Consider the following 25,894-nt stretch of genomic DNA (forward strand, 5'->3'; position numbering starts at 1 on the left):
CCGGAAACGCTCAGAACAGGCCGGTGATCTTGCCATCGGCATCGACGTCGATGTTGACGGCGGCGGGCTTTTTGGGCAGACCGGGCATGGTCATGATATTGCCGCAGATGACCACGATGAAACCGGCACCGGCGGCGAGGCGGACCTCGCGCACCTCCATGGTGAAGCCGGTGGGCGCGGCCAGCAGCTTTGCATTATCGCTGAAGCTGTACTGGGTCTTGGCGATGCAGACGGGCAGGTCGCCATAGCCCAGCTCGGTCAGCTCGGCCAGCGTCTTGCTGGCGGCGGCGCTGAAGTTCACATCGTCGGCGCGGTAGATCTTCTTGGCAATGGCCTTGACCTTGTCCTTCAGGGGCATGTCCAGCGGGTAAGTGTACTGGATGGGGCGGTCTTCCATGATCTCCAGCACCTTTTCAGCCAGTGCCTTGCCGCCCTCGCCGCCCTTGGCGAAGACTTCGCTCAGCACGCAGGGCACACCCTGCTCGGCGCAGACCTGCTCGACGTAGGCCTGTTCTTCGGGGGTGTCGGTGGGGAAGGCGTTGATGGCCACCACCACCGGCAGACCAAAGCCGTTTTTCAGGTTGTCGATGTGGCGGACGAGGTTGGCCGCACCGGCCTTGACGGCTTCGAGGTTGGGCTGGTTCAGGTCGGCCTTGGCCACGCCGCCGTGGCTCTTGAGGGCGCGGACGGTGGCAACCAGCACACAGGCGCTGGGCGCGATGCCCGCATAGCGGCACTTGATGTCGAGGAATTTTTCCGCGCCGAGGTCGGCACCGAAGCCCGCCTCGGTGATGACGTAATCGGCCAGCGAGAGGCTGAGCTTGGTGGCCATGACGCTGTTGCAGCCGTGGGCGATGTTGGCGAAGGGGCCGCCGTGGATGATGGCGGGGTTGTTCTCCAGCGTCTGTACAAGGTTCGGGTCGAGGGCGTCCTTCAGCAGGGCGGTCATCGCACCGGCGGCACCGATCTCGCCCGCCGTGACGGGCTTGCCGTCGTAGGTGTAGGCACAGACGATCTTCGCCAGCCGCTCTTTCAAATCGGAGATGCTGGTGGCGAGGCAGAAGATGGCCATGACCTCGCTGGCAACGGTGATGTCAAAGCCGTCCTCGCGGGGGGTGCCGTTGACCTTGCCGCCGAGGCCGTCCACGATGAAGCGGAGCTGGCGGTCGTTCATGTCCATGCAGCGCTTCCACGTGATGCGGCGGGGGTCGATATTCAGGGGGTTGCCCTGCTGGATGCTGTTGTCGATCATAGCTGCCAGCAGGTTGTTGGCCGCGCCGATGGCGTGGAGGTCGCCGGTGAAGTGGAGGTTGATGTCTTCCATGGGCACCACCTGCGCGTAGCCGCCGCCGGCTGCGCCGCCCTTGACGCCGAATACGGGGCCGAGGGAGGGTTCGCGGAGGCAGAGCATGGTCTTTTTGCCCAGAGCATTCATGGCGTCGGCCAGACCCACGCTGGTGGTGGTCTTGCCCTCGCCCGCCGGGGTGGGGCTGATAGCCGTCACAAGGATCATCTTGCCCTGCTTGGACGCCTTGTGGATCAGGCGGTGGTTGATCTTGGCCTTGTAGCGGCCATAGGGGATCACGTCCTCGTCGGCAATGCCGAGGGATGCGGCGATCTCGGCAATGGGCTTCATTTTCGCTTCCTGTGCGATCTCGATATCAGACTTCATGGGAAACAACCTCCTTCAAACAAAAAAGGCAGCTTTGCGCAGCAGTTGCGCAAGGCTGCCCAGACGGTCGGCATTGACAAAACCAGCTTTTTGCCGCACTGTGGTGCTCCACAACGTTCCGTCAGCGGCAAAAACCTCTTATGAGCGAATGATAACACAACCCAACACCGTTTGTCAAGGAAAAATCTCCCGCGCCAAAAAAGTCCACTCGAAAGCGCCCCCTTTGGCTTGCACCACCCCCGGATGTGTGATATACTAAAGTGAATCTAAACGATAGGGAGGCTTTCACGATGCCATTTACACCCAAACTGACTTATAAAGGCAAGCCCCTCGTCCGCAAGGACAACGAGCTGTATTACGGCCGTATGACCGACCCTTATGTGCTGCGTATGCAGATTCTGAGCACCAAGTCCGTAGGCGGGGTCGAGGTGGCCGATAAGGTCCACCTGCAGGTGTTCTCCACCAACGACAGCCTTGCCCCCGAAGCCCGCGTGTTCCGCCAGACCACCAAGAACGGCCTGTACAACGCACTGGATATCGGCAGCATCTGGCTCCAGAAAGCAAACGAGAACCGCTGATCTTACGCGGTGACGAAAAAAGGCCCTGCCTCCCACGGGAGACAGGGTCTTTTTGTATGCGCGATTACTCCTCGGTCACTTCAAAATCGAGGGGTTTGCCGCAGTTGGGGCAGGTGGGCTCACCGTCCAGCAGGTCGCCTTCCTCGAACACGGCCGTTGCGCCACAGGCGGGGCAGGTCACCTCGTACTGCACGGGGCCGTCGTCCTCTTCGGCTTCCTCATCTTCGGCTTCCTCATCGTCGGCCAGCGCCACTTCAAATGCGACCTTGCAGCTGGGGCAGATGGCCTCCCCCGCATCCAGATCGTCCTCGCTGACGTAGACGGTCTCGCCGCAGGCCGGGCAGGCGACCTCATAGTAAGGCTCGCTGGCAACATCGGCGTTGTCGTCCTCGTCCTCTTCTTCCTCTGCGTCATCGGCCTCGTCTTCGTCAGCCTCTTCGTCGTCCTCGTAGAGATCGGCCTCGAGGTCTTCCAGCTCCTCGCTCAGGTCGTTGATCTGGTCGTAAGCTTGGGTCACGTCCTCGTCAATGCCGTCGATGGCCTGTGCCATTTCGCACAGCAGCTCGCTCATGGCCTTGATGACTTTGCCTTCCTTGGTGGTCTCGTCAATGCCGAGGCCCTCCACCAAGCCCTTCAGGTATGCAGCCTTTTCTCTCATAAGAATGACCTCCTTCAATTACTCCTCCGGTCCACGGCTTGCGCCGTTTTCCGTTAGCAAAAAACCGGGCACACGGTTGCCCGCTGCCCGGTTTTGTCGGTAAAATTAGACGCGCTCCATATACTCGCCGGTGCGGGTATCGATGCGGATGTGGTCGCCCTCGTTGATGAACAGGGGGACGCGGATCTCAGCACCGGTCTCGACGGTAGCAGGCTTCAGGGTGTTGGTAGCAGTGTTGCCCTTGACGCCCGGCTCGGTCTGGGTGACTTCCAGCTCGATGAAGTTGGGGATCTCAACGCTGAAGACCTTGCCCTTGTAGCTCAGCAGCTTGCACGGCTCGTTCTCCTTGCAGAACTTGAAGTTATCGGGGACATCGGAAGCGTTGACCGGGATATCATCGTAGGTCTCGTTGTCCATGAAGTGATACAGATCGCCATCCTCGTAGCTGTAGGTGACGTCCTTACGCTCGATGAAAGCCTGAGGGAACTTTGCGGTCGGGTTGTAGCTGGTCTCAACCACAGAGCCGGTGATGACGTTCTTGGTCTTGGTACGGACAAAGGCAGCGCCCTTGCCGGGCTTGACGTGCTGGAACTCAACGACCTGAAGAACTTGGCCGTCCTGCTCAAAGGTCACGCCGTTGCGAAACTCGCCTGCAGAAATCATAGGAATTCCTCCATTAGTAAAATCTCATTGATGCTTAACGCATATCTCTATTTATTTTACTCAATCCCACATGATTTGGCAAGGGGTTTGAGTAAAAAAAGTTTATAAAGACGAAAAAACCTCTCCGTCATCGCTTGCGCGATGCCGCCTCCCCATAGAGCCGTTGCATCGTACAGGCATCCTCCGCCTGTGTCCCGGCGCTCTCGCAGATGATGACAGGCTCCAAGTCCCGTTCGGCCAGCAGCTCCATCAGGGGCTGGGGTTCCGGGCCGAACTGGGTCTCGGCGAAGGTCCAATGGCGTTTTTCGCCGCCCGCCGAATACTCGATGCGGGAAAAGTGGACGTGGAACCGCTTGGCCCGTGCACCGCCGAGGGCAGCTTCGACCTTGTGAAGGATGGCGGCATAGTCGGCCTTGGATGCGATGCCGCCCAGCGTGCGGGCGTTCAGGTGGCCGAAATCGATGCAGGGCGTGATGCGTTCATCCACCTTGCAGAGCTCCAGCACCTCGTCCAGCGTGCCCAATTGGCCGATCTTGCCCATGGTCTCAGGGCAGAGGGTGATGTCCGAAAAGCCCGCCTCGTCCAGCGCGGTCTGGGCCCGGCGGAGGGTATCCAGTGCCTTTTCGAGGGCGGCTTCTCGGCTCTGCTTGCCGCAGCTCCCGGAGTGGAAGATCACCCGCTGCCCGCCCAGCGCCCGGCAGACGGCAGCGCTTTGCAGCAGGTAATTCACACTGTTCAGCCGCTTGTCCTCTTCGAGGCTGGACATGGAAATATAATAGGGGGCATGGACGCTGAACAAGATGTCCTTCGGGGCGGCCAGTGCCGCCATCTTGGCCGCCTTGTCCAGCCCCAGCCGGACGCCGTGGCCGCACTGGTACTCGAAGGCGTTCAGCCCCATCTTGGCCGTGTACTCCGGGATGTCAAGGCTGGTTTTGCCGCCCTGCGCAGCGAAACTGTCGCTGGTGCCCGCCGTGCCGAATCGGATCTTCCACTCACTCACAGGGTCTTTCCTCCCCGGTCGTAATATTCCTGCCAGTGGCGCTTTTCCCACTTGCGCTTCAGGATGACCTGTGCGCCGAGATCCGGCCCCCGCGGGATGACCATCAGGCCGGGGATGCCGTAGAGCGCCGCGGCCATCCGGTCGGCGTAGAGCTGGTCGCCCACCATGGCCATCTCCCGGCGGCGGACTCCCATCCGGCGGCGGGCCACCATCAGCGCAAAGGGCAGCGGCTTCGCCGAGCGGTAGAGGTACGCCAGCCCCAGCTTTTCGGCGAAGGGGCGCACCCGCTTCTCGGCACCGTTGGAAACGATGGTCAGCCCGATGCCCGCGTTTCGCATCTCAGCCAGCCACTGTGCCACCTCCTCCGGCAGCTCCTGACTGCGGTCTGCCGTCAGAGTGTTGTCGATGTCCAGCACCAGCGCCCGGATGCCCTTTGCCGCCAGCCACTCCGGCGTGATGTGGGTGACGTCTTGGAAGACGTATTCAGGGGTAATCAGCATAGATGTTTCCTCGTTTCCAGATGAACGGCTCCTTCATACAACCTCTCAGTCTCGCCTACGGCTCGACAGCTCCCCTAGTAGGGGAGCCTCTGGCGAAACCGGAAACTTTGCGAGGACTGCCAAGGCCTCCCCTACTAGGGGAGGTGGCAATGCGAAGCATTGACGGAGAGGTTGTACGAAGGAAATCTCAAAATGAAAATAGGAGAGCCTGAAACTCTCAGGCTCTCCTACATCAGCGTTAGCAACACGTTTGAAATCTAAACAACCAGCGATTTCAAGCAGTTAATTACTTGAACTTACGCTTGCGGGCTGCTTCGGACTTCTTCTTGCGCTTAACAGACGGCTTCTCGTAAGCCTCGCGCTTACGGACCTCTGCGAGCACACCGCTGCGAGCAGTGCTCCGCTTGAAGCGACGCAGTGCGCTTTCCAGCGACTCGCCCTCTTTAACACGAATTTCCGACATCTTATTCCCTCCCTTGGACCGTGAGGCAGGAATTTCGTTGTTACATGGTAACTAACAGTAGACAGTATAGCGCATTTTCATGCGTTCGTCAACCTTTTTTTGAAAGTTTTTTCGAAAGAATTCTCTCGCTCTTTGTTACGGATCGATTCCATCCATCAAATCCCCCGGTGGGGGATTTGATGGAAAAAGTAATTAACCCTTGGCCGCGAGGTTTACCAGACGGCCCTTGACGTAGATCTCTTTCACGATGGTCTTGCCGGCCAGCACTTCGGCCACAGCGGGCTCAGCCTTGGCGGCGGCAATGGCATCCTCGCTGGTGATGTCGGCAGCGACCTTCAGGCGTGCCTTCACCTTGCCGTTGACCTGCACTGCGATCTCGACGGTGGCCTCGACGCACTTGGCTTCCTCGTACTGGGGCCAAGGATAATAGGCCAGCTGCTCGTCGTGGCTGTGGCCCAGCTTCTCCCACAGCTCCTCGGTCATGTGGGGAGCAAACGGGTTCAGCAGCTGGATGACGGTCTCGTACTCGGCCTTCGTAGCGCCGCCGTTGTCGTACAGGGTGTTGACCAGCGTCATCAGCTGCGCGATGGCAGTGTTCATCTTCAGACCCTCGATGTCTGCGCCGACCTTCTTGATGGTCTGGTGCATCAGCGTCTCCACCTGCGGGCGGTAGCCTTCGCCGTCCACCAGCTTGTCGCTCAGGGTCCACACACGGTCAAGGAAGCGGTTGCAGCCCGCAATGGCGGAAGTCTGCCACGGAGCGGCCTGTTCAAAGTCGCCCATGAACATCTCGTACAGACGCATGGTGTCGGCACCGTACTGGTCCACCACCTCGTCCGGGTTGATGACATTGCCCAGAGACTTGGACATCTTGACGATGGGGTGGCGGGCCATCTCACCGTACTTTTCTTCCAGAGCCTTTTCGGCGGCCTTCTGGCTGCCGTACTCCTTCAGCAGCTTGTCCTGCTCCTCTGCGGGCAGGTTGACGAAGCTGTGGGGGTTCAGGCCGAGGATCATGCCATGGGCAGTGCGCTTCTGGTAGGGTTCCGGAGAAGGGACCACGCCGATGTCGTACAGGAACTTGTGCCAGAACCGGCTGTACAGCAGGTGCAGAGTGGTGTGCTCCATGCCGCCGTTGTACCAATCCACCGGAGACCAGTATTCCAGCGCCTCCTTGGAAGCGATGGCGTCCTTGCAGTGGGGGTCCATATAGCGCAGGAAGTACCAAGAGGAACCGGCCCACTGGGGCATGGTGTCGGTCTCGCGGGTAGCGGGGCCGCCGCAGCAGGGGCAGGTGGTCTTGACCCAGTCCTTGTGGCGGGCCAGCGGAGACTCGCCGTCGGGGCCCGGCTCAAAGTCGGTGATGTCGGGCAGGGTCAGGGGCAGACTGCTCTCCGGCAGGGGCTGCCAGCCGCACTTCTCGCACTTGACCATGGGGATGGGCTCGCCCCAGTAGCGCTGGCGGCTGAACACCCAGTCGCGCAGCTTGTAGTTGACCTTATCCTTGCCCTTGCCGTTGCCTTCCAGCCACTCGATCATCTTTTTCTTGGCGTCGGTGACGGACAGGCCGTTGAGGAAGCCGGAGTTGACCAGCGTGCCGGTGACAACGTCGGTGAAGGCAGCCTCGTCGAGGTTCGAAGGCGTAGTGCCCTTGACGACCTCGATAATGGGCAGATCAAACTTCTTGGCGAACTCCCAGTCGCGGGTGTCGTGGGCGGGCACGGCCATGATGGCGCCGGTGCCGTAGGTCGCCAGAACGTAGTCGGAGATGAAGATGGGGATCTCCTTGTCGTTGACCGGGTTGATGCCCATGACGCCTTCCAGCTTGACGCCGGTCTTTTCCTTGTTCAGCTCGCTGCGCTCGAAGTCGCTCTTGCGGGCAGCCTCAGCCTGATAGGCCTTAACGGCATCCGCATTCTTGATGATGCCCTTTTCCAGCCACTCCTTGACCATGGCGTGCTCCGGGGAGACGACCATGTAGGTAGCGCCGAACAGGGTATCGCAGCGGGTGGTGTACACAGTCAGGGTGTCACCGGCGGTGGTGCCGAAGTTGACTTCCGCACCGTGGCTGCGGCCGATCCAGTTCTTCTGCTGGGTGGCGACGCGCTCGATGTAATCCAGACCGTCCAAGCCGTCGATGAGCTTGTCAGCGTAGGCGGTGATCTTCAGCATCCACTGGCTCTTCACGCGGTGGACGACCTCGCTGCCGCAGCGCTCGCACACGCCGTTGACGACTTCCTCGTTGGCCAGCACGCACTTGCAGCCGGTGCACCAGTTGACGTTCATTTCCTTCTTGTAGGCCAGACCGTGCTTGTACAGCTGCAGGAAGATCCACTGGGTCCACTTGTAGTATTCGGGGTCGGTGGTGTTGATCTCGCGGTCCCAGTCGAAGGAGAAGCCCAGAGCCTTGAGCTGCTCGCGGAAGTGATCCACGTTCTTCTTGGTGACGATGGCCGGGTGGATGTGGTTCTTCATGGCGAAGTTCTCGGTGGGCAGGCCGAAGGCATCCCAGCCCATCGGGTAGAGCACGTTGTAGCCGTTCTGACGGCGCTTGCGGCTCACCACGTCCAGCGCGGTATAGCTGCGGGGGTGGCCCACGTGCAGACCCGCGCCCGAAGGATACGGGAACTCCACGAGGGCATAGAACTTGGGCTTTTTGTGGTCGATCTCGGCATGGAAGGTTTTCTCGTCCTCCCACACCTTCTGCCACTTGGCCTCAACGGCCTTGTAATCATACTTCATTGTTTTCAGCTCCAGACTTTTCTTATGTCAAACGCCGCGCGCCGCCCCCGCAAGGGCGGACGCACAGCACCTCTAACCTTACAGACTATTATCCGGCGTCAGATACTCCGAGATGTCGATGGGCTCGCCGTCGGCCCACAGGTGCTCCAGATCGTAGTAGGTGCGGGTGTTGGGCACGAACACATGCACGATGACGTTCGAGTAGTCCAGCAGGACCCAGTTCTTCGAGTCGAAGCCCTCGGTGCTCAAAGGCTCGATGCCCTTCTGGGAAAGCTCGAACTCCACCTCGTCGGCCAGCGAACCCACCTGCGTGGTGGAGGTGCCGGACGCGATGACGAAGTAATCGGTCAGGACGGTCAGGCTCTCGACCTTGAGCACCCGGACGTCCTGTGCTTTTTTCTTATCAAGGATCTTCGCGATCTCAATGGCAAGGGCCTTGCTGTCGATGTTGTTCTCCATCTGAAATTCTCCTATCTTTGTTGGGTTACTGGCCGGCGGCCTGTCCGTCGGTGGTGGTGGCCCCTGCAACGTCGGTGTCGCCGCTGAGGATGGCGTCGTCCGACTCCTTATCGAGCTGGCCGACGAACTGGACGTTGGCGCTGGTGGATGCCGTGCCGTGGGGCCAATCGTTCGTCACAAGGTTCAGTTCCTCGGCGCTGACGGGGCCGGTATAATTGCGGAAATACGTGTTGAGCAGCTCTGCGATGGAACCGGCGTCCGGCACCACGCAGGAGTAGCCGTCAAAGCTGTCGGTCTTGCCGACATTGGGCACGCCCATGAACACCGGCGTCTGCGCCAGCATGATGTTGGCGCTGTCGATGCGGGTGAAGGAGACCAGCATCTTGGCGATGGTGGTCAGGTCCATGTCGGTGTGGATATAGTTGCTGAAGACCAGATCCAACTGGCTCAGCACATCGGTAATGCCCATGCTGCGCACCCGCTTGAACAGGCCCGCGTAGAAGTAGCGCTGCATGTTCAGGCGGTCGATGTCGGAGTTGGAATAGCCCTCGCCGTGGCGGCAGCGGACGAAGAACTCCGCCGCAGAGCCGTTCAAGTTGCGGTAGCCCTGCTTCAGCGCGCTGCCCGCAAAGGACATGTCGTGGGGGATATAGACCTCGATGCCGCCGAAGTTATCCACCATTTCCACCAGCGCCTGCATGTCGATGGTCACATAGTAGTCGATGGGCAGCTTGTACTGGTCGTAGATGACCTCTGCCAGTGCGGCGATGTTGCCGCCGTTGGACAGGGCCACCGAGTTGATCTGGTAGTTCGAGACCGCGTAGGTCTTGCCGTTGGAGAGATTCACCTTCCGGCCCTTGGTGGCCACAAGGCTGTTTCGGGGGATCTGCAGCATCCGCAGTGCGCCGCCCTTGATGTCGAACTGGCAGTAGAGGATCATATCTGTCATGCCATCGTTGGTGCCGTCCGAGGAGTAGGCGCGGCCCTCTTCGTAGTCGATGCCGCAGACGAGGATGTTCACCACATCGCCCTTGTATTCCTCAAGGGTCTGGATCTCTTCCACCAGCGAGGCAGCATTTTCCTCCGGTTTGATGTTCTCCTCCACCTTGTTCACCATGCTGGCCGCGTAGATCACCACGCCTGAGATCACGGCCACCACCGCCAGTGTCACGGCCAGCGGGAGCCACATGGGGGTCTTCTTTTTCTTTTTGGCCTTGCTGCGGCGGCGGGGCGGCTCACTGGGGGCCGCGTGGGCACCGCCGCGGGGCGGGGTTCCATTGCCGCCGTTCCCGCCGTGGCCGGCCGGAGCCGCCGGGCGGGTGCGCTGCTCCACATGAGGCACAGACGGTTCTTCTTGGAAGAAATCCGGCTGCCCCTTCAGCGGGGCCTCGGTCGGCCGCTGTTCGGTAGGCCGGTTCAGGGAGCGTTGGGTGTTGATGCGGCGCGGAGCTTGACTCATTCCTAGATTTCCTCCAGCTTTTTCATTCGGGGTCGGTTTACATCCATGATACCCTTTAGTATAGCATCCTTCCCCACAATCTGCAATCGGTTTTCATTTCCGGCGGGCAGGACGAATTTTAAGGCTTTGCGGCGCGGGCCTCCACCTGCGCCTGAATGTCGTCGTAGGCCGCCTTCGACATGGGGTCCAGCGGCTTGTCCTGCGAGAGGACGAAATCGTTCGTCTGCTTCAGGGCCATCAGCATGGCAGCGTCGAGGTCCTTCCGCTCCAGCTTGCGCAGCTTGTTCACGCCCGGCCAGTCCCGCTCGGCGCTGGACATATCGGCCAGATAGAGGATCTTGTCCAGCTTGCTCATGCCCGGCTTGCCCGCCGTGTGGCACGCGATGGCGGAGAGGACGGCTTCATCCTCCACCCCCCACTCGGTGCGGGCGAGGATGGCGGCGCAGATGCCGTGCCACACCGGGGTGGGGCGCTCTTCCCCGCCCTCGGCGTACTCCGGGTGAGCCTTCATGATGGCCCGCATCTCGTCCTTGGAGATCTCTTTTGCAGCGTCGTGCAGCAGGGCAGCCAGCGCGGCCCTGTCCTCGTCGGCGCCGTGGCGCTTGGCCAGCTTGACGGCCATTTTTCTCACGTTCAGGGTGTGCTCGTAGCGCTTGTCACTCAAGCGGCTGCGCACAAGCTCCTTTGCCTGTTTCTGGTTCATGGTTGTTGTCTCCTTTGTTTTCCCGGTACAGCCCCTCGCGCTGGATGACACGGCGGACAAGGGGCGGGAGTTCGTTTTCGCATCGGTCCCCGGCGGCAAGGCGGGCGCGAAGGTCGCTGCTGGCCATGGGCAGCGCTTCCACAGGCGCGAACAGGATGCGCGCCCCGGCGGCGTCCAGCCGCTTTGCCTTTTCGTGCAGCACCGGGTCGTCCCCGATGTTCCGGCTCGTGACGACCAGATGAGCCAGCTTCAAAATATCCTGCCAGCGGTGCCAGCCGTCAAAGGTCAGCAGCATATCGCTGCCGATGGCCAGATACAGCGCCGCGCCCGGATACTCCGCCGCCAGCATTTCCAGCGTGAGAACGGTGTAGTTCCGCTGGCCGCGTTCGGCCTGTTCCACCTCCCAGCCGCTGACTTCCAGCGCCGGGACGGCCTGTTCTTCCGCCAGCGCGGAAAAGCAGCGGCACATCTCGATGCGGAGCGCACCGGAAGCGCAGGTGCCCCGCTTGAAGGGCGAGACCCCGGCGGGCATGACCACGACTTTGTCCGGCTTCACCCGCGCCGCAGCAGCCCGCAGATTGTTCATGTGGCCGTTGTGGGGCGGGTCGAAGCTGCCGCCGTACAGAAGGATCCTCACTTTAGCAGGTCAGCGTAGGCGCTGTCCTTTTTCTTCTGGAGGTAGAGCACGAACTTGGAGCCGATGACCTGCACGCAGTCGGCACCGGTGGCCTCTGCCAGCAGCACCGAGGCCTCGCGGGCGTTGTACATGCTGTTGTCCAGCACCTTGACCTTGATGAGTTCGCGGGCGTCGAGGCAGTCCTTCACGCCTTGGATCATGGTCTCGTCGATCTCCCCCTTGCCCACCTGAAAAACGGGGTCCATGGTGTTTGCCTTGCCGCGCAGGATCGCGCGCTGTTTGCTCGTCAGCATTGTTGTTTCTCCTTTTATTTCAAAAAATCCGGTAACTTCTTCTCCATCTCGGCCAGCGCGTTCCCGCGGTGGCTGATGGCATCCTTTTCGTCGGGAGTCAGTTGGGCGTAGCTGCGGCCCTCGGTGTTGGGGCGCTTGCCCGTCTTGCCCACGCCGCATTCGTCGGGGATGAACAGCGGGTCGTAGCCAAAGCCGTAGTCTCCCGCCAGCCGCTCAAAGGCGACGCGACCGGGGCACTCGCCCACACAGGTCAGATGCCGGCCTTCCGGCAGGATGAAGCAGACCGCCGCCACGAACTTCGCGCCGCGCTGCCCCGCCGGGACGTCCTTCATCTTCTCCAAGAGTTTGTCGTTGTTGGCCTCGTCGTCGCCGTGGTGGCCGCAGTAGCGGGCACTGTAGACGCCGGGGGCACCGTCCAGCGCGTCCACGCACAGGCCGGAATCGTCGGCGATGGTGGGCAGCCCGCTGGCCTTGCAGATGGTCTCGGCCTTGATGAGGGCATTTTCTTCAAAGGTGGTGCCGGTCTCGTCCGGCTCGATGGTGATGCCAAGCTCCTTCTGGCTGACGACCTCGTGGCCCTGTGCCTCAAGGATGCGCCGCAGCTCGCGGAGCTTTCCGGCGTTGCCGGTGGCTGCGCAGATTTTCATAATGTTCTCCTTAGTGCTTCCATCCCGTGCGGGGGATCAGCTCTTCCACAAAGCCCTCCGGGGTAAAGGGGATCAGGTCGTCGATGCCCTCACCCACGCCGATGAACCGCACCGGCAGCCCCAGCCGCTGCTTGACCGCCACGACGCAGCCGCCCTTGGCGGTGCCGTCGAGCTTGGTCAGGATGATGCCGGTGGCATTGGCGGCCTTGCAGAACTCCTTGGCCTGACTGATGGCGTTCTGGCCCGTGATGGCGTCCAGCACCAGCAGCGTCTCCAAACTCGCCTCCGGGGACGCCTTTTTGACGCTGCGGCTGATCTTGGCCAGCTCGCCCATCAGGTTCGCCTTGTTGTGGAGGCGGCCCGCCGTGTCGGCGATGACCATATCGTAGCCGCGAGCCGTGGCAGACTTGACCGTGTCGAAGATGACAGCGGCAGGGTCTGCGCCCTCTCCGGCCTTGACCAGCGGCACACCTGCCCGGTCGGCCCAGATCTCCAGCTGCTCGCTGGCGGCGGCGCGGAAGGTATCGCCCGCTGCCAGCATGACGCGGCGGCCCTGCCGGGTGTAGTGATCGGCCAGCTTCGCGATGCTGGTGGTCTTGCCCACGCCGTTGACGCCGATGACGAGGATGACGGCGGGGTGGCCGTCCAGCTCCATCTCGGCTTCGGGGCGCATCTCATCGGCGATCAGCTCCCGCAGCTGGTCGGCCGCTTCTTCGCCGGTCTTCAGGCCCTTCTCCTTCACGCGGTCCCGCAGCTTGTCCACCAGTTTGACGGCCACTTCGCCGCCCACGTCCGCCAGAATGAGCTGCTCTTCCAGTTCATCGTAGAGGTCGTCGTCGATCTTGCTGCCGGTCAGCGTATTGAGGATGTTGCCCCAAAAGCCCGTGCGGGTCTTTTCGAGGCCGTCCTTCATCTTGTCTTTTTCTTTTTTACCAAATCCAAAAAGTCCCATGTCGTGTGTGGCCTTTCTTTTTACTTGTTCGCATCCTTGCCCTCTCAGTCAACGCCTTACGGCGATGACGGAGAGGTTTTCTCCATTATACCTACGAAACCAGCGTCGCGTCAACCTGTTCAAGGTCGAGCTTCAAAAGTTTCGACACGCCGTCCTCCTGCATGGTCACGCCGTAGAGGACATTGGCGGCCTCCATGGTGCCGCGGCGGTGGGTGATGACGATGAACTGGGTCTTGTCGCTCACCCGGCGCAGATACTGCGCGAACCGGCTGACATTGGCATCGTCCAGCGCGGCTTCGATCTCGTCGAGGATGCAGAAGGGCGCCGGGTTGACGGCGAGGATGGCGAAGTAGATGCTGATGGCCACCAGCGCCTGTTCGCCGCCCGAAAGGGCTTCCAGATTCTTGATGACCTTGCCCGGCGGCGCGACCCGGATGCCGATGCCGCAGCCCAGCACGTCGGTCTCGTCCTCCAGCACAAGGCTGGCCTCGCCGCCGCCGAACAGCTCGGCGAAGATGCGGCCGAAGTTCTCGTTGATGGCGCGGAAGCTGTCGGTAAAGATCTCCCGCATCTGGGCGGAGAGGTTCGCGATCATCCGGCCCAGCTCGTTTTTGCTGCCCTCCACGTCTTCCACCTGCACCCGGAGCGCATCGTACCGGGCCTTGACCTCGGCGTACTCCTCGATGGCGCTGACGTTCACGTTGCCGAGGGCGCGGATCTTGTTCCGCACCTCGGCCACCTGCGCCCGCAGCGCAGGGAGGCTGTCGAACTCCACACAGACTTCTTCCGCCTGTGAAACGGTGAGCTGGTATTCATCCCAGAGCTTTGCGGCGGTGGCATCGTACTCGCTTTCGGCTGCGGCCTTCCGCTCGGCAAGGCGGGCCATCTCCCGGCCCATCTCCTCGCGGTCATCCGCCGCCGTGCGGGCCTTGGCCAGCGCCTCGGTCTCGTTTTTCTGGTGGAGCAGCCGCTCCTCGGTGGCCTTGCGGATAGCGGCTTCCTTCTCCGCGATCTTCCCGGTGCTCTCGCACTTCGCCTTGCGGATGGCCTCGATCTCGGCGCGGCAGCTTTCGCTGCGGGCGGCGAGGGCGGAAAGGCTCTCTTCCAGCGAAGCGCGGCGGGCGGCAGCATCTTTCGTGCGCTGTTCCAGCGCGGCGATCTGTGCCTCGGCCAGCTCCGCGTCCTTCTGGCGGGTCAATTGCTCCAACCGCTTGGCGCTCAACTGATCCGATAGCTCCCGCTGGCGGGCGAGGAAGGCATCGTCCCCCTCGGCCAGACGGTTCAGCTCCTCGGACTTTGCGGCGATCTGCGCTTCCAGCTCTGCTTCCTGTGCGGCGGCATCTGCCGCCTTGGTGCGGCTGTCGGCAAGCTGGGCGTTCAGCGTCTCGATCTCTGCTTCCCGCGCGGTGAGGGCAGTCTCGGCCTGTTCCACCGCCGCTTCCAGCCGCTTCTGCTCCGCTTCGGCGCGGACGCGGTCGTTGGCTGCGGTGATCTGCTCACTGCTTGCGGCGGTCAGCTCGGCGGAAACGGCGTCCAGTTGTGCCTTGCACTGATCGGTCTTTTCCTGCGCCGCAAGGCAGTCCTTCTGGAGCCGCGCGGCCTTCCGCCGCAGCTCTTCCAGCTCCTGCTTGCGGGTGAACAGCCCCGCCGAGCGCTGGACGCTGCCGCCCGTGAAGCTGCCGCCCGCGTTGATGACCTGACCATCCAGCGTGACGACCTTGTTGTGGTAGCCGAGGTCCCGCGCCGCGCGGGAGGCCTCGTTGATGTTGTCCACCACGACGATCCGGCCCAGCAGGTTCGAGACGATGTTCCCATAGCGGGCATCGGCCTTGACAAGGCTGGACGCCAGCTTTGCCGAACCGGTCAGCCGCCCCCGGAACACACCGGGCTGGACCGTATCCAGCGGCAGGAAGGTGGCCCGGCCCGCGTTCTCACTGCGGAGCAGAGCGATGCCCGCCTTGGCGGCGGCTTCGCTTTCGACCACGATGTTCTGCAAAGCGCCGCCCAGCGCCGTCTCGATGGCCACTTCCCGGCCCGGCTCTACTTCCAGAATGGAGGACACCGGCCCGATGATCCCCCGCAGCCGCCGGGCCGAAGCGGCCCGCATCACGGTCTTGACGGAGTTCTGGTAGCCGTCCATATTCTTTTCCAGCTCCCGCAGAACGGAAAGCCGCTGCCGGGCCGCATCCAGCTCCCGGCCGAGCTTCTGCTCGGCTTCGTCGGCCTCGTCCAGCGCAGCGCGGCGGTTCTTCTGCTTCAGCTCCAACCCCGCCCGGATATTCGCCAGCTGCTTTTCGTTCTCGGCCAGCATCCCGCGGTATTTCACGGTGTCCTCTAAGTCCTGCTTGGCGTCGTCCCGCTGGACAGCCAGCGCCTCGGCGGCTTCTTCCAGCGCGGGAAGGCGGCTCTTCGCCGTCTCGGCGGCGGCTTCGGCAGCGGCTTTTGCCACCTGTGCCTCGGTATGCCGGGCGCTCAGGGCCGTGACCTCGGTGCGCAGCCTGTCCCGCCGGGCCCCGCTGCGGTCGCTGTCGTGGGTCAATTGATCCAGCGCCGCGTTCAGCGCCGCCAGCTCTTCGGCCAGCTTCTGCCCGGCTGCTTCCATGGAGGCAGCCACGGCGCGGTGGCGCTCCAAGGCTGCTTCGGCCTCGGTGCTGTCCTGCTGCCCGGCGGCGATCTCCGCCCGCAGGCCGGCGGCGCTTTCCTCGTTGCGGGCAATGTCGTTTTCCAGCACGGCGATCCGGCTCTCGCTGCCGCTGATCTGCTCGGTGATGCTGCGGATATCCCCATTCAGGCGTTCGACCGCAATGGTCAACTGCTGTGCCTGCATCCGGATCTCCTCAGCCTCCCTCTCGGCGGCTTTTGCGGCCCGGTCGAACCGCTCGTAATCGGCCTCAGCCGTCTCATAATCCCGCACTTGACGGCGGACGGCTTCCTTGGCCCGGTGAACGCCGTCGGTCCAGAGGGTAACTTCCAGCGTCTTGCGCTCGTCCCGCAAAGCAAGGAACTTCTGGGCCTTGGCGCTCTCTTTTTCCAGCGGGCCGACGCGGGCTTCCAGTTCGCCGAGGATGTCCCGCAGCCGCTCCAGATTCTCCGCCGCAGCGGCCAAGCGCCGTTCGGCCTCGTTTTTGCGGTAGCGGTACTTGGCGATGCCGCAGGCTTCCTCAAAAATCTCCCGGCGCTCGGTGCTCTTGGCCGCCACGATCTCCGCAATGCGGCCCTGCCCGATGACGGAATAGCCGTCGCGGCCGATGCCGGTATCCAGCAGCAGTTCATAAACATCCTTCAGGCGGCAGACTTGGCCGTTGATGCTGTACTCGCTCTCGCCGGAGCGGTAGTATTTGCGGCCGATCACGGCCTCGTCGGCGTCCAGATCAAGGGTGTGGGCGCTGTTGTCCAGCGTCAGGCGCACCTGTGCAAAGCCCATGGCTCCCCGGCGGCGGGTGCCGCCGAAGATGACGTCTTCCATCTTCCCGGCAGCACGCAATTGGCGGGCGCTGGTCTCGCCCAGCACCCACCGCACCGCGTCCGACAGGTTCGACTTGCCGGAACCGTTGGGCCCGACCACGCCGGTCACGCCCTCGTCAAAGGTGATCTTGACTTTGTCCGGGAAGCTCTTGAACCCCTGAATTTCCAGTTCCTTGAATACCATCCGCTTACTTTTCCTTCAAAACGCCCAGCAGTTTGAGCGCCTCGCGGGCAGCGTGCTGCTCCGCCATTTTTTTGCTGCGGCCCTCGCCGCGGGCGACTTTGTCCGAGTTGAACCGCACGGCCACCACGAAATGCTTGTCGTGGTCCGGGCCGGACTCCTGCTCGACCACATAGCTGAGCTTTTCCTCCGGGTTCTGCTGGACGATCTCCTGCAGCCGGGTCTTGTAGTCGGCCTCGGCGTGCTTGCCCTCGGTGATGAAGGGCAGGATGAAATTCTTTGCGATCTCCATGCCGCCGTCCAGATACAGCGCCGCGATAACGGCCTCAAAGGCATCGGAAACGACGCTGGGGCGGGTGCGGCCGCCGCAGCGCTCCTCGCCGCGGCCAAGGCGCAGGTACTCGCCGAGGTTGATCTCCTGCGCGAACTGGAACAGCGCCCCCTCGCTGACGAGGCTGGACCGGATGCGGGTCAGATCGCCCTCCGGCCGGTCGGCGTAGGCGTGGAACAGATAGTCTGCCGACACGATCTGCAGCACGCTGTCGCCCAGAAACTCCAGCCGCTCGTTGTGCTGCACCGGGGTGCGGCTCTCGTTGGCGTAGCTGGTGTGGGTCAGGGCCGTTTCCAGCAGCTTCGGGTTCTTGAATTGATAGCCAATGATCGTTTCGAGTTGATGACTCATAGATATTTTATCTCCCTTATGTGATTGCTCTGATGCGGTGTTTTGGTTGGAATGCGCATCGCAATTTCAGGACTCAAAACCGTTCTTATTCTGTCGGCGCGTTCAGCTCGTCCAATGCAGCCTGCATGGTGCCGCACAGGTCGTTCTCCACACAGATCTTTGCCTGCCGGATGGCGTTCTTGATGCCCTTGGCCTTGGACGAGCCGTGGGCCTTGATGACCGGCTGCTTTGCGCCGAGGAAGGGCGCGCCGCCGTATTCCTCGCTGTCCATCTGGTGCTTGAGGTCAGACACGCCGCTCTTGAGCAGCAGATAGGCCACCTTGCCGCCGAGGTTCTTGAGGAACATCTCCTTCAGCATCCCCAGCAGCATCTTGGCCACGCCCTCGGTCAGCTTGAGGATCACATTGCCCGTGAAGCCGTCGCAGACCACCACATCCACCTCGCCGTTGGGCACATCGCGAGGCTCAATGTTGCCCACAAAGCGGATGCCGGGGGTGGTCTTGAGCAGCTGGTGGGCCTCCCTCAGCACCGGGGTGCCCTTCGACTCCTCCGCGCCGTTGTTCGCCAGCGCGACGCTGGGCGAAGTGCGGCCCTCGACCTTATTCACATAGCAGCTTCCCATGACGGCGAATGCCGCCAGCATTTCGGGGCGGCACTCCACGTTGGCGCCGCAGTCCAGCAGCAGATAGGCCTGTTTCTTTGCGGGCACCATGGTGGCCAGCGCCGGGCGCTTGACGCCCCGCAGGGTGCGCACGATGAGGCTGGCACCCACATGGAGGGCACCGGTGCTGCCGGCGGAAACAAAAGCGTCGCCCTTGCCCTCTTTCAGCATGTTCAGACCCACGACGATGGAGGAATCCTTCTTGCTGCGGATGGCCCTAGCGGGCTCGTCGCACATGTCGATGGTCTCGGTGCAGTTCACCAGCTCGATGCCCTCCAGCGGGATGTTGTGCTCGGCGGCGGTCTTGCGCACCAACTCCTCATTGCCCACGCCGATGAGCGAAACGCCGTACTCCTTCACGGCTGCGGCTGCGCCTTCCAGCACAGCCAGAGGGGCGTTGTCGCCGCCCATCATGTCAACGATGATCTTCATAAGCAGAGTCTCTCCTTTCAGATGGCTCGCCCTCTCAGGCCGCTTCGCGTCCAGCTCCCCCAAAGGGGGAGCTTTTTGATCTCCCACTCTGGGAACAGTGGCAGCGCGTATGCGCTGACGGAGAGGGCAAGGCCGTTTTCCTTTTACAGGGAAGTGCTGTCCAGCCACTGCTGGAAGCTGGCCACGGCCCGTTCGGCCACGGCCATGTACCGCAGACGCTTGTCTCGCGGGCGGGTCTCGACCGGCAGCGGGGGCAGGATGCCCATATTCGCGCCCATGGGCTGAAAATGCTTGTTCTCGGTGGTCAGATACTGGATCAGCGCCCCGCACATGGTATCCACCGGGGGCGGGGGCAGCTGCCTGCCGGTCAGGCGGGCGTAGATGCTCCGCGCGGCCAGCAGACCGCACGCGGCGCTCTCCATGTAGCCCTCAAAGCCGGTGATCTGGCCCGCAAAGAAGACGTTGGGGTGTTCGTTCAGGAAAAGCCCGGCGTTCAGCACGCGGGGCGCATCCAAGAAGGTGTTGCGGTGCATGACGCCGTAGCGCACGAACTCGGCGCTTTCAAGGCCGGGGATCATGCTGAAAACCCGCTTCTGCTCGCCCCACTTGAGGTTCGTCTGGAAGCCGACGATGTTGTAGAGCGTCCGCTCCTTGTTCTCGGCGCGGAGCTGGACGTTTGCCCACGGGCGGTGGCCGGTGTTGGGGTCCACCAGCCCCACCGGGCGCAGCGGGCCGAAGCGCATGGTGTCGGCTCCGCGGGCTGCCATGATCTCGATGGGCATACAGCCCTCGTAGACGGTGACGGTATCGGCTTTTTTGCCGTGGGCGTCCGGGTCGGGCTGGGCTCCCTGCTCGGCCCCGGCGTCGAACTCGTGGAGGGGGGCACGCTCGGCAGCGGCCAGCGCGGCGTGGAAGGCCTCGTACTCTGCCTTATTGAAGGGGCAGTTCAGGTAGTCGGCTTCACCCCGGTCGTAGCGGGAGGCGGCAAACACCTTGTTGTAGTCGAGGCTTTCGGCGGTGACGATGGGGGCGACGGCATCGTAGAAATGCAGCCGCTCGTCGCCGGTCAGGCGGCCGATCTCGTCGGCCAGCGCACCGTCGGTCAGCGGGCCGGTGGCCACAAGGATGGGGGCGCTTTCGTCGATCTGCTCCACCCGCTCCCGCTTGACGGTGATGTTCGGGCACTGCTCCACCCGGCGGGTGACGGCGGCGCTGAAGGCATCACGGTCCACGGCCAGCGCACCGCCGGCGGCCACGCGGGCCTCCTCGGCGGCGGGCAGGAGCTGGCTGCCCATCCGGCGCATCTCCTCTTTGAGCAGACCGGACGCAGAATCCAGCCGTTCGGCTTTCAGGCTGTTGGAGCAGATCAGCTCCGCAAAGCCCTCGCTCTTATGGGCCGGGGAAAAATGGGTGGGCTTCTGCTCGTAGAGCGTGACCTCCACGCCCTTGCCCGCCAGCCACAGCGCCGCCTCGCAGCCCGCAAGGCCGGCACCCAATACAGTTACTTTATAACGCATAGCTTCTATCTTTATCCTTTAGCATCCTCGCCCTCTCAGGCCGCTTCGCGTCCAGCTCCCCCAAAGGGGGAGCTTCTGCAGCATCCCGGTCAGCATCTGCTATCCGTCAGCCGCCATGACCTCTCCCTCTGGGAGAGGTGGCATCGCGCGAGCGATGACGGAGAGGGCAAGCCGCCTTTCCTTAATCCTTCTTCGGTACCGGCATTTCGAACCCGCAGCCCTCTTTTGCGCAGTAGAGCTTCGAGCCCTTGCGGAACAGGGTAGAGCCGCACTTCTCGCACTTGATCGGCACGGGCGTGTCCCACGTCATGAAATCGCAGTCGGGGTAGCGCTCGCAGCCGTAGTAGATGCGGCCCTTGGCGCTCTTGCGCTCCAGCATACGGCCCTTGCCGCACTTGGGGCAGATGCCGCCGGTGTCCTTGACGAGGCGCTTGGTGCCCCGGCACTCCGGGAAGCCGCTGCACGCCAAGAACTTGCCGTACTTACCCACCTTGATGACCATGGGGCGGCCGCACAGGTCGCAGACCTCGCTGGACGGCTCGTCCGGCACCTTGACCTTCTTGCCCTCCATGTTCTTTTCGGCCTGTTCCAAGCTGGCGGCGAAGCCCTGATAGAAGTCGTCCACGGTCTTGTGCCAGTCGGCCTTGCCGCTCTCGACCTTATCGAGGTTCTTTTCCATCTCGGCGGAGAAGTCCACATCCACGATGTGCGGGAACTGCTCCAGCATCAGGCCGTCCACGGCCCGGCCCAGCAGGGTGGGCTTGAGCTTTTTCTGATCCCGCTCCACATAGCCGCGGTCGATGATGGTGGTGATGATGGGCGCATAGGTGGAGGGGCGGCCGATGCCGTTCTCTTCCAGCGCCTTGATGAGGGTGGCTTCGGTGTAGCGGGCGGGGGGCTGGGTGAATTTCTGCTCGCTCTTCAGCTCCCGCAGCTTGAGCACCTGCCCCTGCTCCAGCGGGGGCAGGCTGGTCTCCTTCTTTTCCTTTTCGTCGGTGGCTTCCTCGTACAGGGCGGTGAAGCCGTCGAAGGTCACGGTGTAGCCGCTGGCCTTGAAGCGGTAGCCGCCCGCGTAAACGGTCACGGAGACGGTATCCTGCTGGCAGTCGGCCATCTGGCTGGCCATGAAGCGGCTCCAGATCATCCGGTAGAGCTTGGCGGTGTCGCCGCTGATGCTCTTGTCCACCTCGTCCGGCGTCAGGGAGGGCACCGAGGGGCGGATGGCCTCATGGGCGTCCTGCGCAGCCGTGGCGCTCTTGGTCTTCCACGTCCGCTTGTAGGGGCAGATATACTGTTCGCCGTAGGCCCCGGCAATATACTCCTTGGCCGCCGCCACGGCTTCGTCCGAGATGCGGAGGCTGTCGGTACGCATGTAGGTGATCAGACCCATGGTGCCGTGGCCCGCGATGTCCACGCCTTCGTACAGGGTCTGGGCGGCCCGCATGGTGCGGGTGGCCGTAAAGCCCAGCCGACGGGACGCTTCCTGCTGCAAGGTACTGGTGATGAAGGCCGGGGTGGGCTGCTTGGCGCGCTTGCCCTTTTTCAGCTCCCCGACGGTGTACTCAGCCCCTTCCAGCCCCTGTTCGATGGCGCGGGCCTCGGCCTCGGTGCGGGGCAGCAGCTTCTTGCCCTTGTCGTCGGAGGCCAGCCGGGCCGTGAAGCTCTTGTGCCCCACGCCGAGGGTGGCGTCCACATTCCAGTATTCTTCGGGCTTGAAGCTCTCGATCTCCTTTTCGCGGTCGTCGATGAGGCGGACGGCCACGCTCTGCACGCGGCCCGCCGACAGGCCCCGGCGGACTTTGCGCCACAGGAAGGGGCTGAGCTTGTAGCCCACCAGACGGTCCAGCACGCGGCGGGCCTGCTGGGCGTTGAACAGGTCTTCGTCGATGGCGCGGGGGTGGGCCATGCCCTCCTGCACGCCTTTTTTGGTGATCTCGTCAAAGGTCACGCGGTTGGGTTCGTGGGGGTCCAGCCCCAGAATGTTGGCCAGATGCCAGCTGATCGCCTCGCCTTCGCGGTCCGGGTCGGTGGCGAGAAGGACGCCGTCGGAGTGCTTGGCCTTGCTCTTGAGCTCCTTGATGAGCTTTTCCTTGCCCTTGATGCTGATGTACTGGGGCGTGTAGTCGTGTTCGACATCAATGCCCAGCTGGGAGGCGGGCAGGTCGCGGATGTGGCCCATGCTGGCCGTGACCTCGTAGTCCTTGCCCAGATATTTGCCGATGGTTTTCGCCTTTGCGGGCGACTCCACGATCACGAGTTTTGACATAGTAGTTCTCCCTTTATATAAAGAGGTTGTCCCTCAAAGTTCAGTGTTTGCGCGGTCAGCGCAGAATATACCTCTTGCCCGGCAGACAGGTCACGCGGCCCGTCAGCTCCAGCTTCATCAGGGTGCCCAGCAAAAGAGCCGTGGGCAGCCCGCTCTGCTGGCCGATCTCCTCCACGCCTTTCGCCTTGGCCCCGATGCACGCCAGCACCCTCCGCTCGGTGTCGCTCAGCGCAGCCGGGGCGGGCCGGGGGGCCGCCCCGGCCTGTGCGGGGGCAGCGTCCAGCCGCAGGGTGGAAAACAGATCTTCCGCCTTGCAGACCGCCTTGGCGCGGCCCCCCCGCAGCAGCCCGTTCGTCCCGGCAGAATTGGGGGAGTAAATGCTCCCCGGCACCGCGAACACGGGCTTGCCATACCGCTCGGCATGGGCCACGGTGGACATGGTGCCGCTTTTTTCCTGCGCTTCCACCACCACCAGCGCCATGGAGAGCGCCGCGATGAGCCGGTTGCGCTGCAAAAAGCCCACCCGGCCGATGGCCATGCTTTCGGGCGGGTACTCGCTGATGACGCAGCCGTTGGCCTCGATCTGCCGCCGCAGTTCCCGGTTCGTTGCCGGGTAGGTCTTGTCGATGGGCACGCCCAGCACCCCGATGGTGGGGCAGTGCTCCTGCACGGCAGCGCGGTGCCCGGCGCTGTCAAGGCCGTCCGCCAAGCCGCTGACGACGATGGCCCCGGCCCGCGCAAGGCCGCAGCCGATGTCCTCTGCCGCCCGCAGACCGTATTCGGTCGGCTTGCGGCTGCCCACCATCCCCACGGCGGCAGGTTCGTTCAGCCAGACCGGGTCCCCGGTGCAGTAGAGCACCAGCGGCATATCCGGGATGCGGGTCAGCGCCAGCGGGTAATCCGGGTCGTCGTAGGTCAGGATGCGGATGCGCCGCGCTTCGCACCGCCGCACAAAGGCGCGGTAATGCTCCGGCGTGTTGTCGGGCTGGACAGCCCGCAGAGCCGCCGGTGCTCCTGCGGCGCGGCGGAAGGCTTCGCTCCCCCGCTGTTCCCACGCTTCCTGCGCGCCGCCAAAGGCGTCGAGGACACTGCCGTTCCGGCTGCTGCCCACGCCCAGCGTGCCCGCCAGCCAGAGCCAGCACAGCAGCGGGTCGGGGGCCGGTTCCGGCGGGAAAAAGCTGGTCTGGCCCCACGCGGGGTCCGGGCCGGTCACAGGCTCTCCTCCCGGAAATGCCACAGCAGGATGCTGCCCGCGATGCCCGCATTCAGGCTCTCGACCCGGTCCGTCATGGGGATGCGGACGGTGCCATTGCACGCGGCAATGGTCTCGTCGGTCAGGCCCTGCCCCTCGCTGCCGATGACGACACAGATACCGCCGGGGCAGCTGGACGCCGCCGCGCTCAGCGGCTGGGAGCGGTAGAGCGCCGCCGCAAGGCAGGTGATGCCCTGTTCCCGCAGCGATGCGATGGCGGCGGGCATGGCCCCGGCCTCAATGACCGGCACCCGCACCGCCGCGCCCATGGAGGCCCGCAGGGTCTTGGGGGCGAAGGGGGAGGCGCACCCGTCGCTGAGGATCACGGCGTCAAAACCGAAAGCCGCCGCCGAGCGCAGCAGAGTGCCCACATTGCCGGGGTCCTGCACCCGTTCCAGTGCCAGATACCGCCCGCCGGTGTGCACTTCCTCCAAGGTATGCACAGGCGTGCGGAAGACGCCGAACACCCCCTGATGGGTGCCCACGTCGGCGAGCTTATCCGCCACGTGATCTTCCACCAGAAAATGCTCGCCGGGCAGTTCCAGAATCTCCGGGCACTTTTCGGCGGCAGAGGCCGTATAAAACAGCGTTTCCAGCTCGGCCCCGCGGCAAAGCTCCGGGCAGAGCTTCCGCCCCTCGGCCAGAAAGCGGCCCTCGCTGCGGCGGAACGCCGCACTGGAGGACAGGCGGCAGGCATATTTGATCTTTGCGTTTTCGCGGCTGGTGATTTTTTCGTCCATGCTGGCTCCTCCGGCATCCCAATACATACAAAAAGGACGCCCGCGTATTTTTACGCGCGGGCGTCTTAGTCAAGCTCTATTAGGCGTTCTTGACGGTCTCGACCAGAGCTGCGAAGCTCTGAGGATCGTTGATGGCCATCTCGCTGAGCATCTTGCGGTTCAGCTCGATGCCAGCCTTCTTCAGGCCAGCCATGAAGGAGGAGTAGTTCATGCCCAGAGGACGAACTGCATTGTTGATGCGGGTGATCCACAGGTTGCGGAACTGACGCTTCTTCATGCGGCGGCCAGCCAGAGCGTAGTTGCCGCTCTTCATGACCTGCTGCTTGGCCATCTTGAAGTGCTTGCTCTTGCAGCCATAGAAGCCCTTTGCCAGCTTCAGCATCTTCTTGCGACGTTTGTGAGTCATCGTAGCGCCCTTAATACGTGCCATTTTTTATATCTCCTTTAGTTCAGTAAATATCTTGGTTGTGCGTGCGGCTCGCTTCATTAGGCGTAGGGCAGCATGCTCTTGATGGTAGCTGCGTTGGTCTTATCAACGTAGCTGGGCTGACGATAACCACGGGTCAGCTTGGTGGTCTTCTTGGTCAGGATGTGGCTGCGGAATGCGTGGCCGCGCTTGATCTTGCCGTTCTTGGTCAGCTTAAAGCGCTTCTTAGCGCCGGAGTGCGTCTTCAGTTTCATCTTAGCCATTTTAGTTTCCTCCTAAAATTAGTCCTTATTGGGTTTCGGGATCAGCAGAATGGACATCGTGCGGCCCTCAAGCACCGGCGGCTTATCCATGCTTGCCTGAGGCAGAGTCTCGGCGAAGCGTTTCAGCACGTCAGCACCCAGAGCGCTGTGCGCCATCTCACGGCCGCGGAAGCGGATCGAAGCCTTAACCTTGTGGCCGGCTGCCAAGAACTTGGCGGTCTGGTTCACTTTGGTATTGAAGTCGTTGGTGTCAATGTTGAGAGAAAGGCGGGTCTCCTTGACTTCGACCACTTTCTGATTCTTCTTGGCTTCCTTCTCCTTCTTCTGCTGTTCAAAACGGTATTTGCCGTAGTCCAGCACCTTGCACACAGGCGGAACAGCCTGCGGTGCGATCTTGACCAGATCGAGGCCGACCTCCTCAGCAGCACGCATTGCCACCTGAATGGTAACAACGCCCTTCTGCTCGCCGTCTGCTCCGATCAGGCGAACTTCACGATCACGGATCTGACCGTTGATCTCCAGTTCCTTCGACTTTCCAGCGGTAGCGATAATGAATGCACCTCCAAACAATAATCCATAGTG

General features: G+C 62.6%; 25 protein-coding genes and 1 riboswitch. Of the genes, 1 reads left to right on the top strand and 24 read right to left on the bottom strand.

The window, feature by feature from the left end; all coding sequences use genetic code 11:
- Nucleotides 1–10: 10 nt before the first annotated feature.
- A complete protein-coding gene (locus tag C4N23_RS07395; RefSeq protein ID WP_055190551.1) occupies nucleotides 11–1,672 on the bottom strand; it encodes a formate--tetrahydrofolate ligase in 1,662 nt (553 codons plus the stop codon).
- 50 nt (nucleotides 1,673–1,722) lie between these two features.
- Nucleotides 1,723–1,811, bottom strand: a riboswitch (ZMP/ZTP riboswitch).
- A gap of 151 nt (nucleotides 1,812–1,962) precedes the next feature.
- On the opposite strand from C4N23_RS07395, the gene C4N23_RS07400 reads away from it, so the two are divergent.
- Complete coding sequence (locus C4N23_RS07400; RefSeq protein ID WP_055190553.1) at nucleotides 1,963–2,250, top strand: hypothetical protein; 288 nt, start codon at nucleotides 1,963–1,965, stop codon at nucleotides 2,248–2,250.
- 64 nt (nucleotides 2,251–2,314) lie between these two features.
- Here C4N23_RS07400 and C4N23_RS07405 read toward each other — a convergent pair whose 3' ends face one another.
- The 23 genes from C4N23_RS07405 to infC form a co-directional block, all read right to left on the bottom strand.
- Nucleotides 2,315–2,908 carry a CD1247 N-terminal domain-containing protein gene (locus C4N23_RS07405; protein ID WP_179858893.1) on the bottom strand — a complete coding sequence of 198 codons (594 nt, stop codon included), beginning with the start codon at nucleotides 2,906–2,908 and terminating at the stop codon, nucleotides 2,315–2,317.
- Between the two features lie 105 nt (nucleotides 2,909–3,013).
- The gene (efp, locus tag C4N23_RS07410) at nucleotides 3,014–3,571 is read right to left on the bottom strand and encodes an elongation factor P (protein WP_005932902.1); all 558 of its coding nucleotides are present in this window, start codon (nucleotides 3,569–3,571) and stop codon (nucleotides 3,014–3,016) included.
- Between the two features lie 127 nt (nucleotides 3,572–3,698).
- Nucleotides 3,699–4,571, bottom strand: a complete 873-nt coding sequence (locus C4N23_RS07415) for a TIM barrel protein (RefSeq protein ID WP_112145161.1) — start codon at nucleotides 4,569–4,571, stop codon at nucleotides 3,699–3,701.
- Nucleotides 4,568–5,071, bottom strand: a complete 504-nt coding sequence (locus C4N23_RS07420; protein WP_055190557.1) for a YqeG family HAD IIIA-type phosphatase — start codon at nucleotides 5,069–5,071, stop codon at nucleotides 4,568–4,570. The genes C4N23_RS07415 and C4N23_RS07420 overlap by 4 nt, the downstream gene beginning before the upstream one ends.
- Nucleotides 5,072–5,357: 286 nt before the next feature.
- Nucleotides 5,358–5,534: a 30S ribosomal protein S21 gene (gene rpsU, locus C4N23_RS07425; protein ID WP_005928271.1), complete on the bottom strand. Its 177-nt coding sequence runs from the start codon at nucleotides 5,532–5,534 to the stop codon at nucleotides 5,358–5,360.
- Between the two features lie 192 nt (nucleotides 5,535–5,726).
- Entirely contained in the window at nucleotides 5,727–8,276 is a 2,550-nt protein-coding gene (leuS, locus tag C4N23_RS07430) for a leucine--tRNA ligase (RefSeq protein WP_112145163.1), read from the bottom strand.
- A 78-nt stretch (nucleotides 8,277–8,354) separates the two neighbouring features.
- The gene (rsfS, locus tag C4N23_RS07435) at nucleotides 8,355–8,735 is read right to left on the bottom strand and encodes a ribosome silencing factor (protein WP_055190568.1); all 381 of its coding nucleotides are present in this window, start codon (nucleotides 8,733–8,735) and stop codon (nucleotides 8,355–8,357) included.
- A 25-nt stretch (nucleotides 8,736–8,760) separates the two neighbouring features.
- Nucleotides 8,761–10,194, bottom strand: a complete 1,434-nt coding sequence (locus C4N23_RS07440; RefSeq protein ID WP_112145165.1) for an LCP family protein — start codon at nucleotides 10,192–10,194, stop codon at nucleotides 8,761–8,763.
- Nucleotides 10,195–10,312: 118 nt separating this feature from the next.
- Nucleotides 10,313–10,897, bottom strand: coding sequence for a bis(5'-nucleosyl)-tetraphosphatase (symmetrical) YqeK (gene yqeK / locus C4N23_RS07445; RefSeq protein WP_112145167.1), 585 nt, complete (start codon nucleotides 10,895–10,897; stop codon nucleotides 10,313–10,315).
- Nucleotides 10,851–11,534 carry a nicotinate (nicotinamide) nucleotide adenylyltransferase gene (gene nadD / locus C4N23_RS07450; RefSeq protein WP_055190574.1) on the bottom strand — a complete coding sequence of 228 codons (684 nt, stop codon included), beginning with the start codon at nucleotides 11,532–11,534 and terminating at the stop codon, nucleotides 10,851–10,853. Before nadD ends, yqeK begins: the two co-directional genes overlap by 47 nt.
- Nucleotides 11,531–11,827, bottom strand: coding sequence for a YhbY family RNA-binding protein (locus C4N23_RS07455; protein ID WP_055190576.1), 297 nt, complete (start codon nucleotides 11,825–11,827; stop codon nucleotides 11,531–11,533). The genes nadD and C4N23_RS07455 overlap by 4 nt, the downstream gene beginning before the upstream one ends.
- Nucleotides 11,828–11,841: 14 nt before the next feature.
- Nucleotides 11,842–12,474 carry an RdgB/HAM1 family non-canonical purine NTP pyrophosphatase gene (rdgB, locus tag C4N23_RS07460; protein WP_055190578.1) on the bottom strand — a complete coding sequence of 211 codons (633 nt, stop codon included), beginning with the start codon at nucleotides 12,472–12,474 and terminating at the stop codon, nucleotides 11,842–11,844.
- Nucleotides 12,475–12,484: 10 nt separating this feature from the next.
- A complete protein-coding gene (gene ftsY, locus C4N23_RS07465) occupies nucleotides 12,485–13,426 on the bottom strand; it encodes a signal recognition particle-docking protein FtsY (RefSeq protein ID WP_112145169.1) in 942 nt (313 codons plus the stop codon).
- A 91-nt stretch (nucleotides 13,427–13,517) separates the two neighbouring features.
- On the bottom strand, nucleotides 13,518–17,075 hold the full coding sequence (gene smc / locus C4N23_RS07470) for a chromosome segregation protein SMC (protein ID WP_112145171.1): 3,558 nt from the start codon (nucleotides 17,073–17,075) through the stop codon (nucleotides 13,518–13,520).
- A 4-nt stretch (nucleotides 17,076–17,079) separates the two neighbouring features.
- Nucleotides 17,080–17,754: a ribonuclease III gene (rnc, locus tag C4N23_RS07475; protein ID WP_055190584.1), complete on the bottom strand. Its 675-nt coding sequence runs from the start codon at nucleotides 17,752–17,754 to the stop codon at nucleotides 17,080–17,082.
- Between the two features lie 85 nt (nucleotides 17,755–17,839).
- Complete coding sequence (plsX, locus tag C4N23_RS07480) at nucleotides 17,840–18,847, bottom strand: phosphate acyltransferase PlsX (RefSeq protein WP_112145173.1); 1,008 nt, start codon at nucleotides 18,845–18,847, stop codon at nucleotides 17,840–17,842.
- A 143-nt stretch (nucleotides 18,848–18,990) separates the two neighbouring features.
- A complete protein-coding gene (gene trmFO, locus C4N23_RS07485) occupies nucleotides 18,991–20,364 on the bottom strand; it encodes a methylenetetrahydrofolate--tRNA-(uracil(54)-C(5))-methyltransferase (FADH(2)-oxidizing) TrmFO (RefSeq protein ID WP_112145175.1) in 1,374 nt (457 codons plus the stop codon).
- Between the two features lie 181 nt (nucleotides 20,365–20,545).
- Entirely contained in the window at nucleotides 20,546–22,630 is a 2,085-nt protein-coding gene (topA, locus tag C4N23_RS07490; RefSeq protein ID WP_055190590.1) for a type I DNA topoisomerase, read from the bottom strand.
- A gap of 55 nt (nucleotides 22,631–22,685) precedes the next feature.
- A complete protein-coding gene (gene dprA / locus C4N23_RS07495; protein ID WP_112145177.1) occupies nucleotides 22,686–23,843 on the bottom strand; it encodes a DNA-processing protein DprA in 1,158 nt (385 codons plus the stop codon).
- On the bottom strand, nucleotides 23,840–24,622 hold the full coding sequence (locus C4N23_RS07500; RefSeq protein WP_055190594.1) for a TrmH family RNA methyltransferase: 783 nt from the start codon (nucleotides 24,620–24,622) through the stop codon (nucleotides 23,840–23,842). Before C4N23_RS07500 ends, dprA begins: the two co-directional genes overlap by 4 nt.
- Nucleotides 24,623–24,701: 79 nt before the next feature.
- Nucleotides 24,702–25,052, bottom strand: a complete 351-nt coding sequence (gene rplT / locus C4N23_RS07505) for a 50S ribosomal protein L20 (RefSeq protein ID WP_055190596.1) — start codon at nucleotides 25,050–25,052, stop codon at nucleotides 24,702–24,704.
- Nucleotides 25,053–25,108: 56 nt separating this feature from the next.
- On the bottom strand, nucleotides 25,109–25,312 hold the full coding sequence (rpmI, locus tag C4N23_RS07510) for a 50S ribosomal protein L35 (protein ID WP_005928215.1): 204 nt from the start codon (nucleotides 25,310–25,312) through the stop codon (nucleotides 25,109–25,111).
- An 18-nt stretch (nucleotides 25,313–25,330) separates the two neighbouring features.
- A complete protein-coding gene (gene infC, locus C4N23_RS07515; RefSeq protein WP_112145179.1) occupies nucleotides 25,331–25,882 on the bottom strand; it encodes a translation initiation factor IF-3 in 552 nt (183 codons plus the stop codon).
- Between the last annotated feature and the right edge of the window lie 12 nt (nucleotides 25,883–25,894).

It is taken from the genome of Faecalibacterium hattorii, from assembly GCF_003287455.1.
In the GTDB taxonomy this organism is placed as follows: Bacteria; Bacillota; Clostridia; order Oscillospirales; family Ruminococcaceae; genus Faecalibacterium; species Faecalibacterium hattorii.

What these genes read in the sequence shown, in the direction of transcription:
- efp (WP_005932902.1), bottom strand. Translation starts at nt 3,571, where the DNA reads ATGATTTCTGCAGGCGAGTTTCGCAACGGCGTGACCTTTGAGCAGGAC.
- topA (WP_055190590.1), bottom strand. Translation starts at nt 22,630, where the DNA reads ATGTCAAAACTCGTGATCGTGGAGTCGCCCGCAAAGGCGAAAACCATC.
- C4N23_RS07405 (WP_179858893.1), bottom strand. Translation starts at nt 2,908, where the DNA reads ATGAGAGAAAAGGCTGCATACCTGAAGGGCTTGGTGGAGGGCCTCGGC.
- C4N23_RS07420 (WP_055190557.1), bottom strand. Translation starts at nt 5,071, where the DNA reads ATGCTGATTACCCCTGAATACGTCTTCCAAGACGTCACCCACATCACG.
- rpsU (WP_005928271.1), bottom strand. Translation starts at nt 5,534, where the DNA reads ATGTCGGAAATTCGTGTTAAAGAGGGCGAGTCGCTGGAAAGCGCACTG.
- rsfS (WP_055190568.1), bottom strand. Translation starts at nt 8,735, where the DNA reads ATGGAGAACAACATCGACAGCAAGGCCCTTGCCATTGAGATCGCGAAG.
- rdgB (WP_055190578.1), bottom strand. Translation starts at nt 12,474, where the DNA reads ATGAAAATCTGCGCAGCCACCGGCAACGCCGGAAAGCTCCGCGAGCTG.
- rplT (WP_055190596.1), bottom strand. Translation starts at nt 25,052, where the DNA reads ATGGCACGTATTAAGGGCGCTACGATGACTCACAAACGTCGCAAGAAG.
- C4N23_RS07455 (WP_055190576.1), bottom strand. Translation starts at nt 11,827, where the DNA reads ATGCTGACGAGCAAACAGCGCGCGATCCTGCGCGGCAAGGCAAACACC.
- rpmI (WP_005928215.1), bottom strand. Translation starts at nt 25,312, where the DNA reads ATGGCTAAGATGAAACTGAAGACGCACTCCGGCGCTAAGAAGCGCTTT.
- rnc (WP_055190584.1), bottom strand. Translation starts at nt 17,754, where the DNA reads ATGAGTCATCAACTCGAAACGATCATTGGCTATCAATTCAAGAACCCG.
- C4N23_RS07395 (WP_055190551.1), bottom strand. Translation starts at nt 1,672, where the DNA reads ATGAAGTCTGATATCGAGATCGCACAGGAAGCGAAAATGAAGCCCATT.
- C4N23_RS07400 (WP_055190553.1), top strand. Translation starts at nt 1,963, where the DNA reads ATGCCATTTACACCCAAACTGACTTATAAAGGCAAGCCCCTCGTCCGC.
- leuS (WP_112145163.1), bottom strand. Translation starts at nt 8,276, where the DNA reads ATGAAGTATGATTACAAGGCCGTTGAGGCCAAGTGGCAGAAGGTGTGG.
- C4N23_RS07500 (WP_055190594.1), bottom strand. Translation starts at nt 24,622, where the DNA reads ATGGACGAAAAAATCACCAGCCGCGAAAACGCAAAGATCAAATATGCC.
- smc (WP_112145171.1), bottom strand. Translation starts at nt 17,075, where the DNA reads ATGGTATTCAAGGAACTGGAAATTCAGGGGTTCAAGAGCTTCCCGGAC.
- plsX (WP_112145173.1), bottom strand. Translation starts at nt 18,847, where the DNA reads ATGAAGATCATCGTTGACATGATGGGCGGCGACAACGCCCCTCTGGCT.
- yqeK (WP_112145167.1), bottom strand. Translation starts at nt 10,897, where the DNA reads ATGAACCAGAAACAGGCAAAGGAGCTTGTGCGCAGCCGCTTGAGTGAC.
- ftsY (WP_112145169.1), bottom strand. Translation starts at nt 13,426, where the DNA reads ATGGGACTTTTTGGATTTGGTAAAAAAGAAAAAGACAAGATGAAGGAC.
- C4N23_RS07440 (WP_112145165.1), bottom strand. Translation starts at nt 10,194, where the DNA reads ATGAGTCAAGCTCCGCGCCGCATCAACACCCAACGCTCCCTGAACCGG.
- trmFO (WP_112145175.1), bottom strand. Translation starts at nt 20,364, where the DNA reads ATGCGTTATAAAGTAACTGTATTGGGTGCCGGCCTTGCGGGCTGCGAG.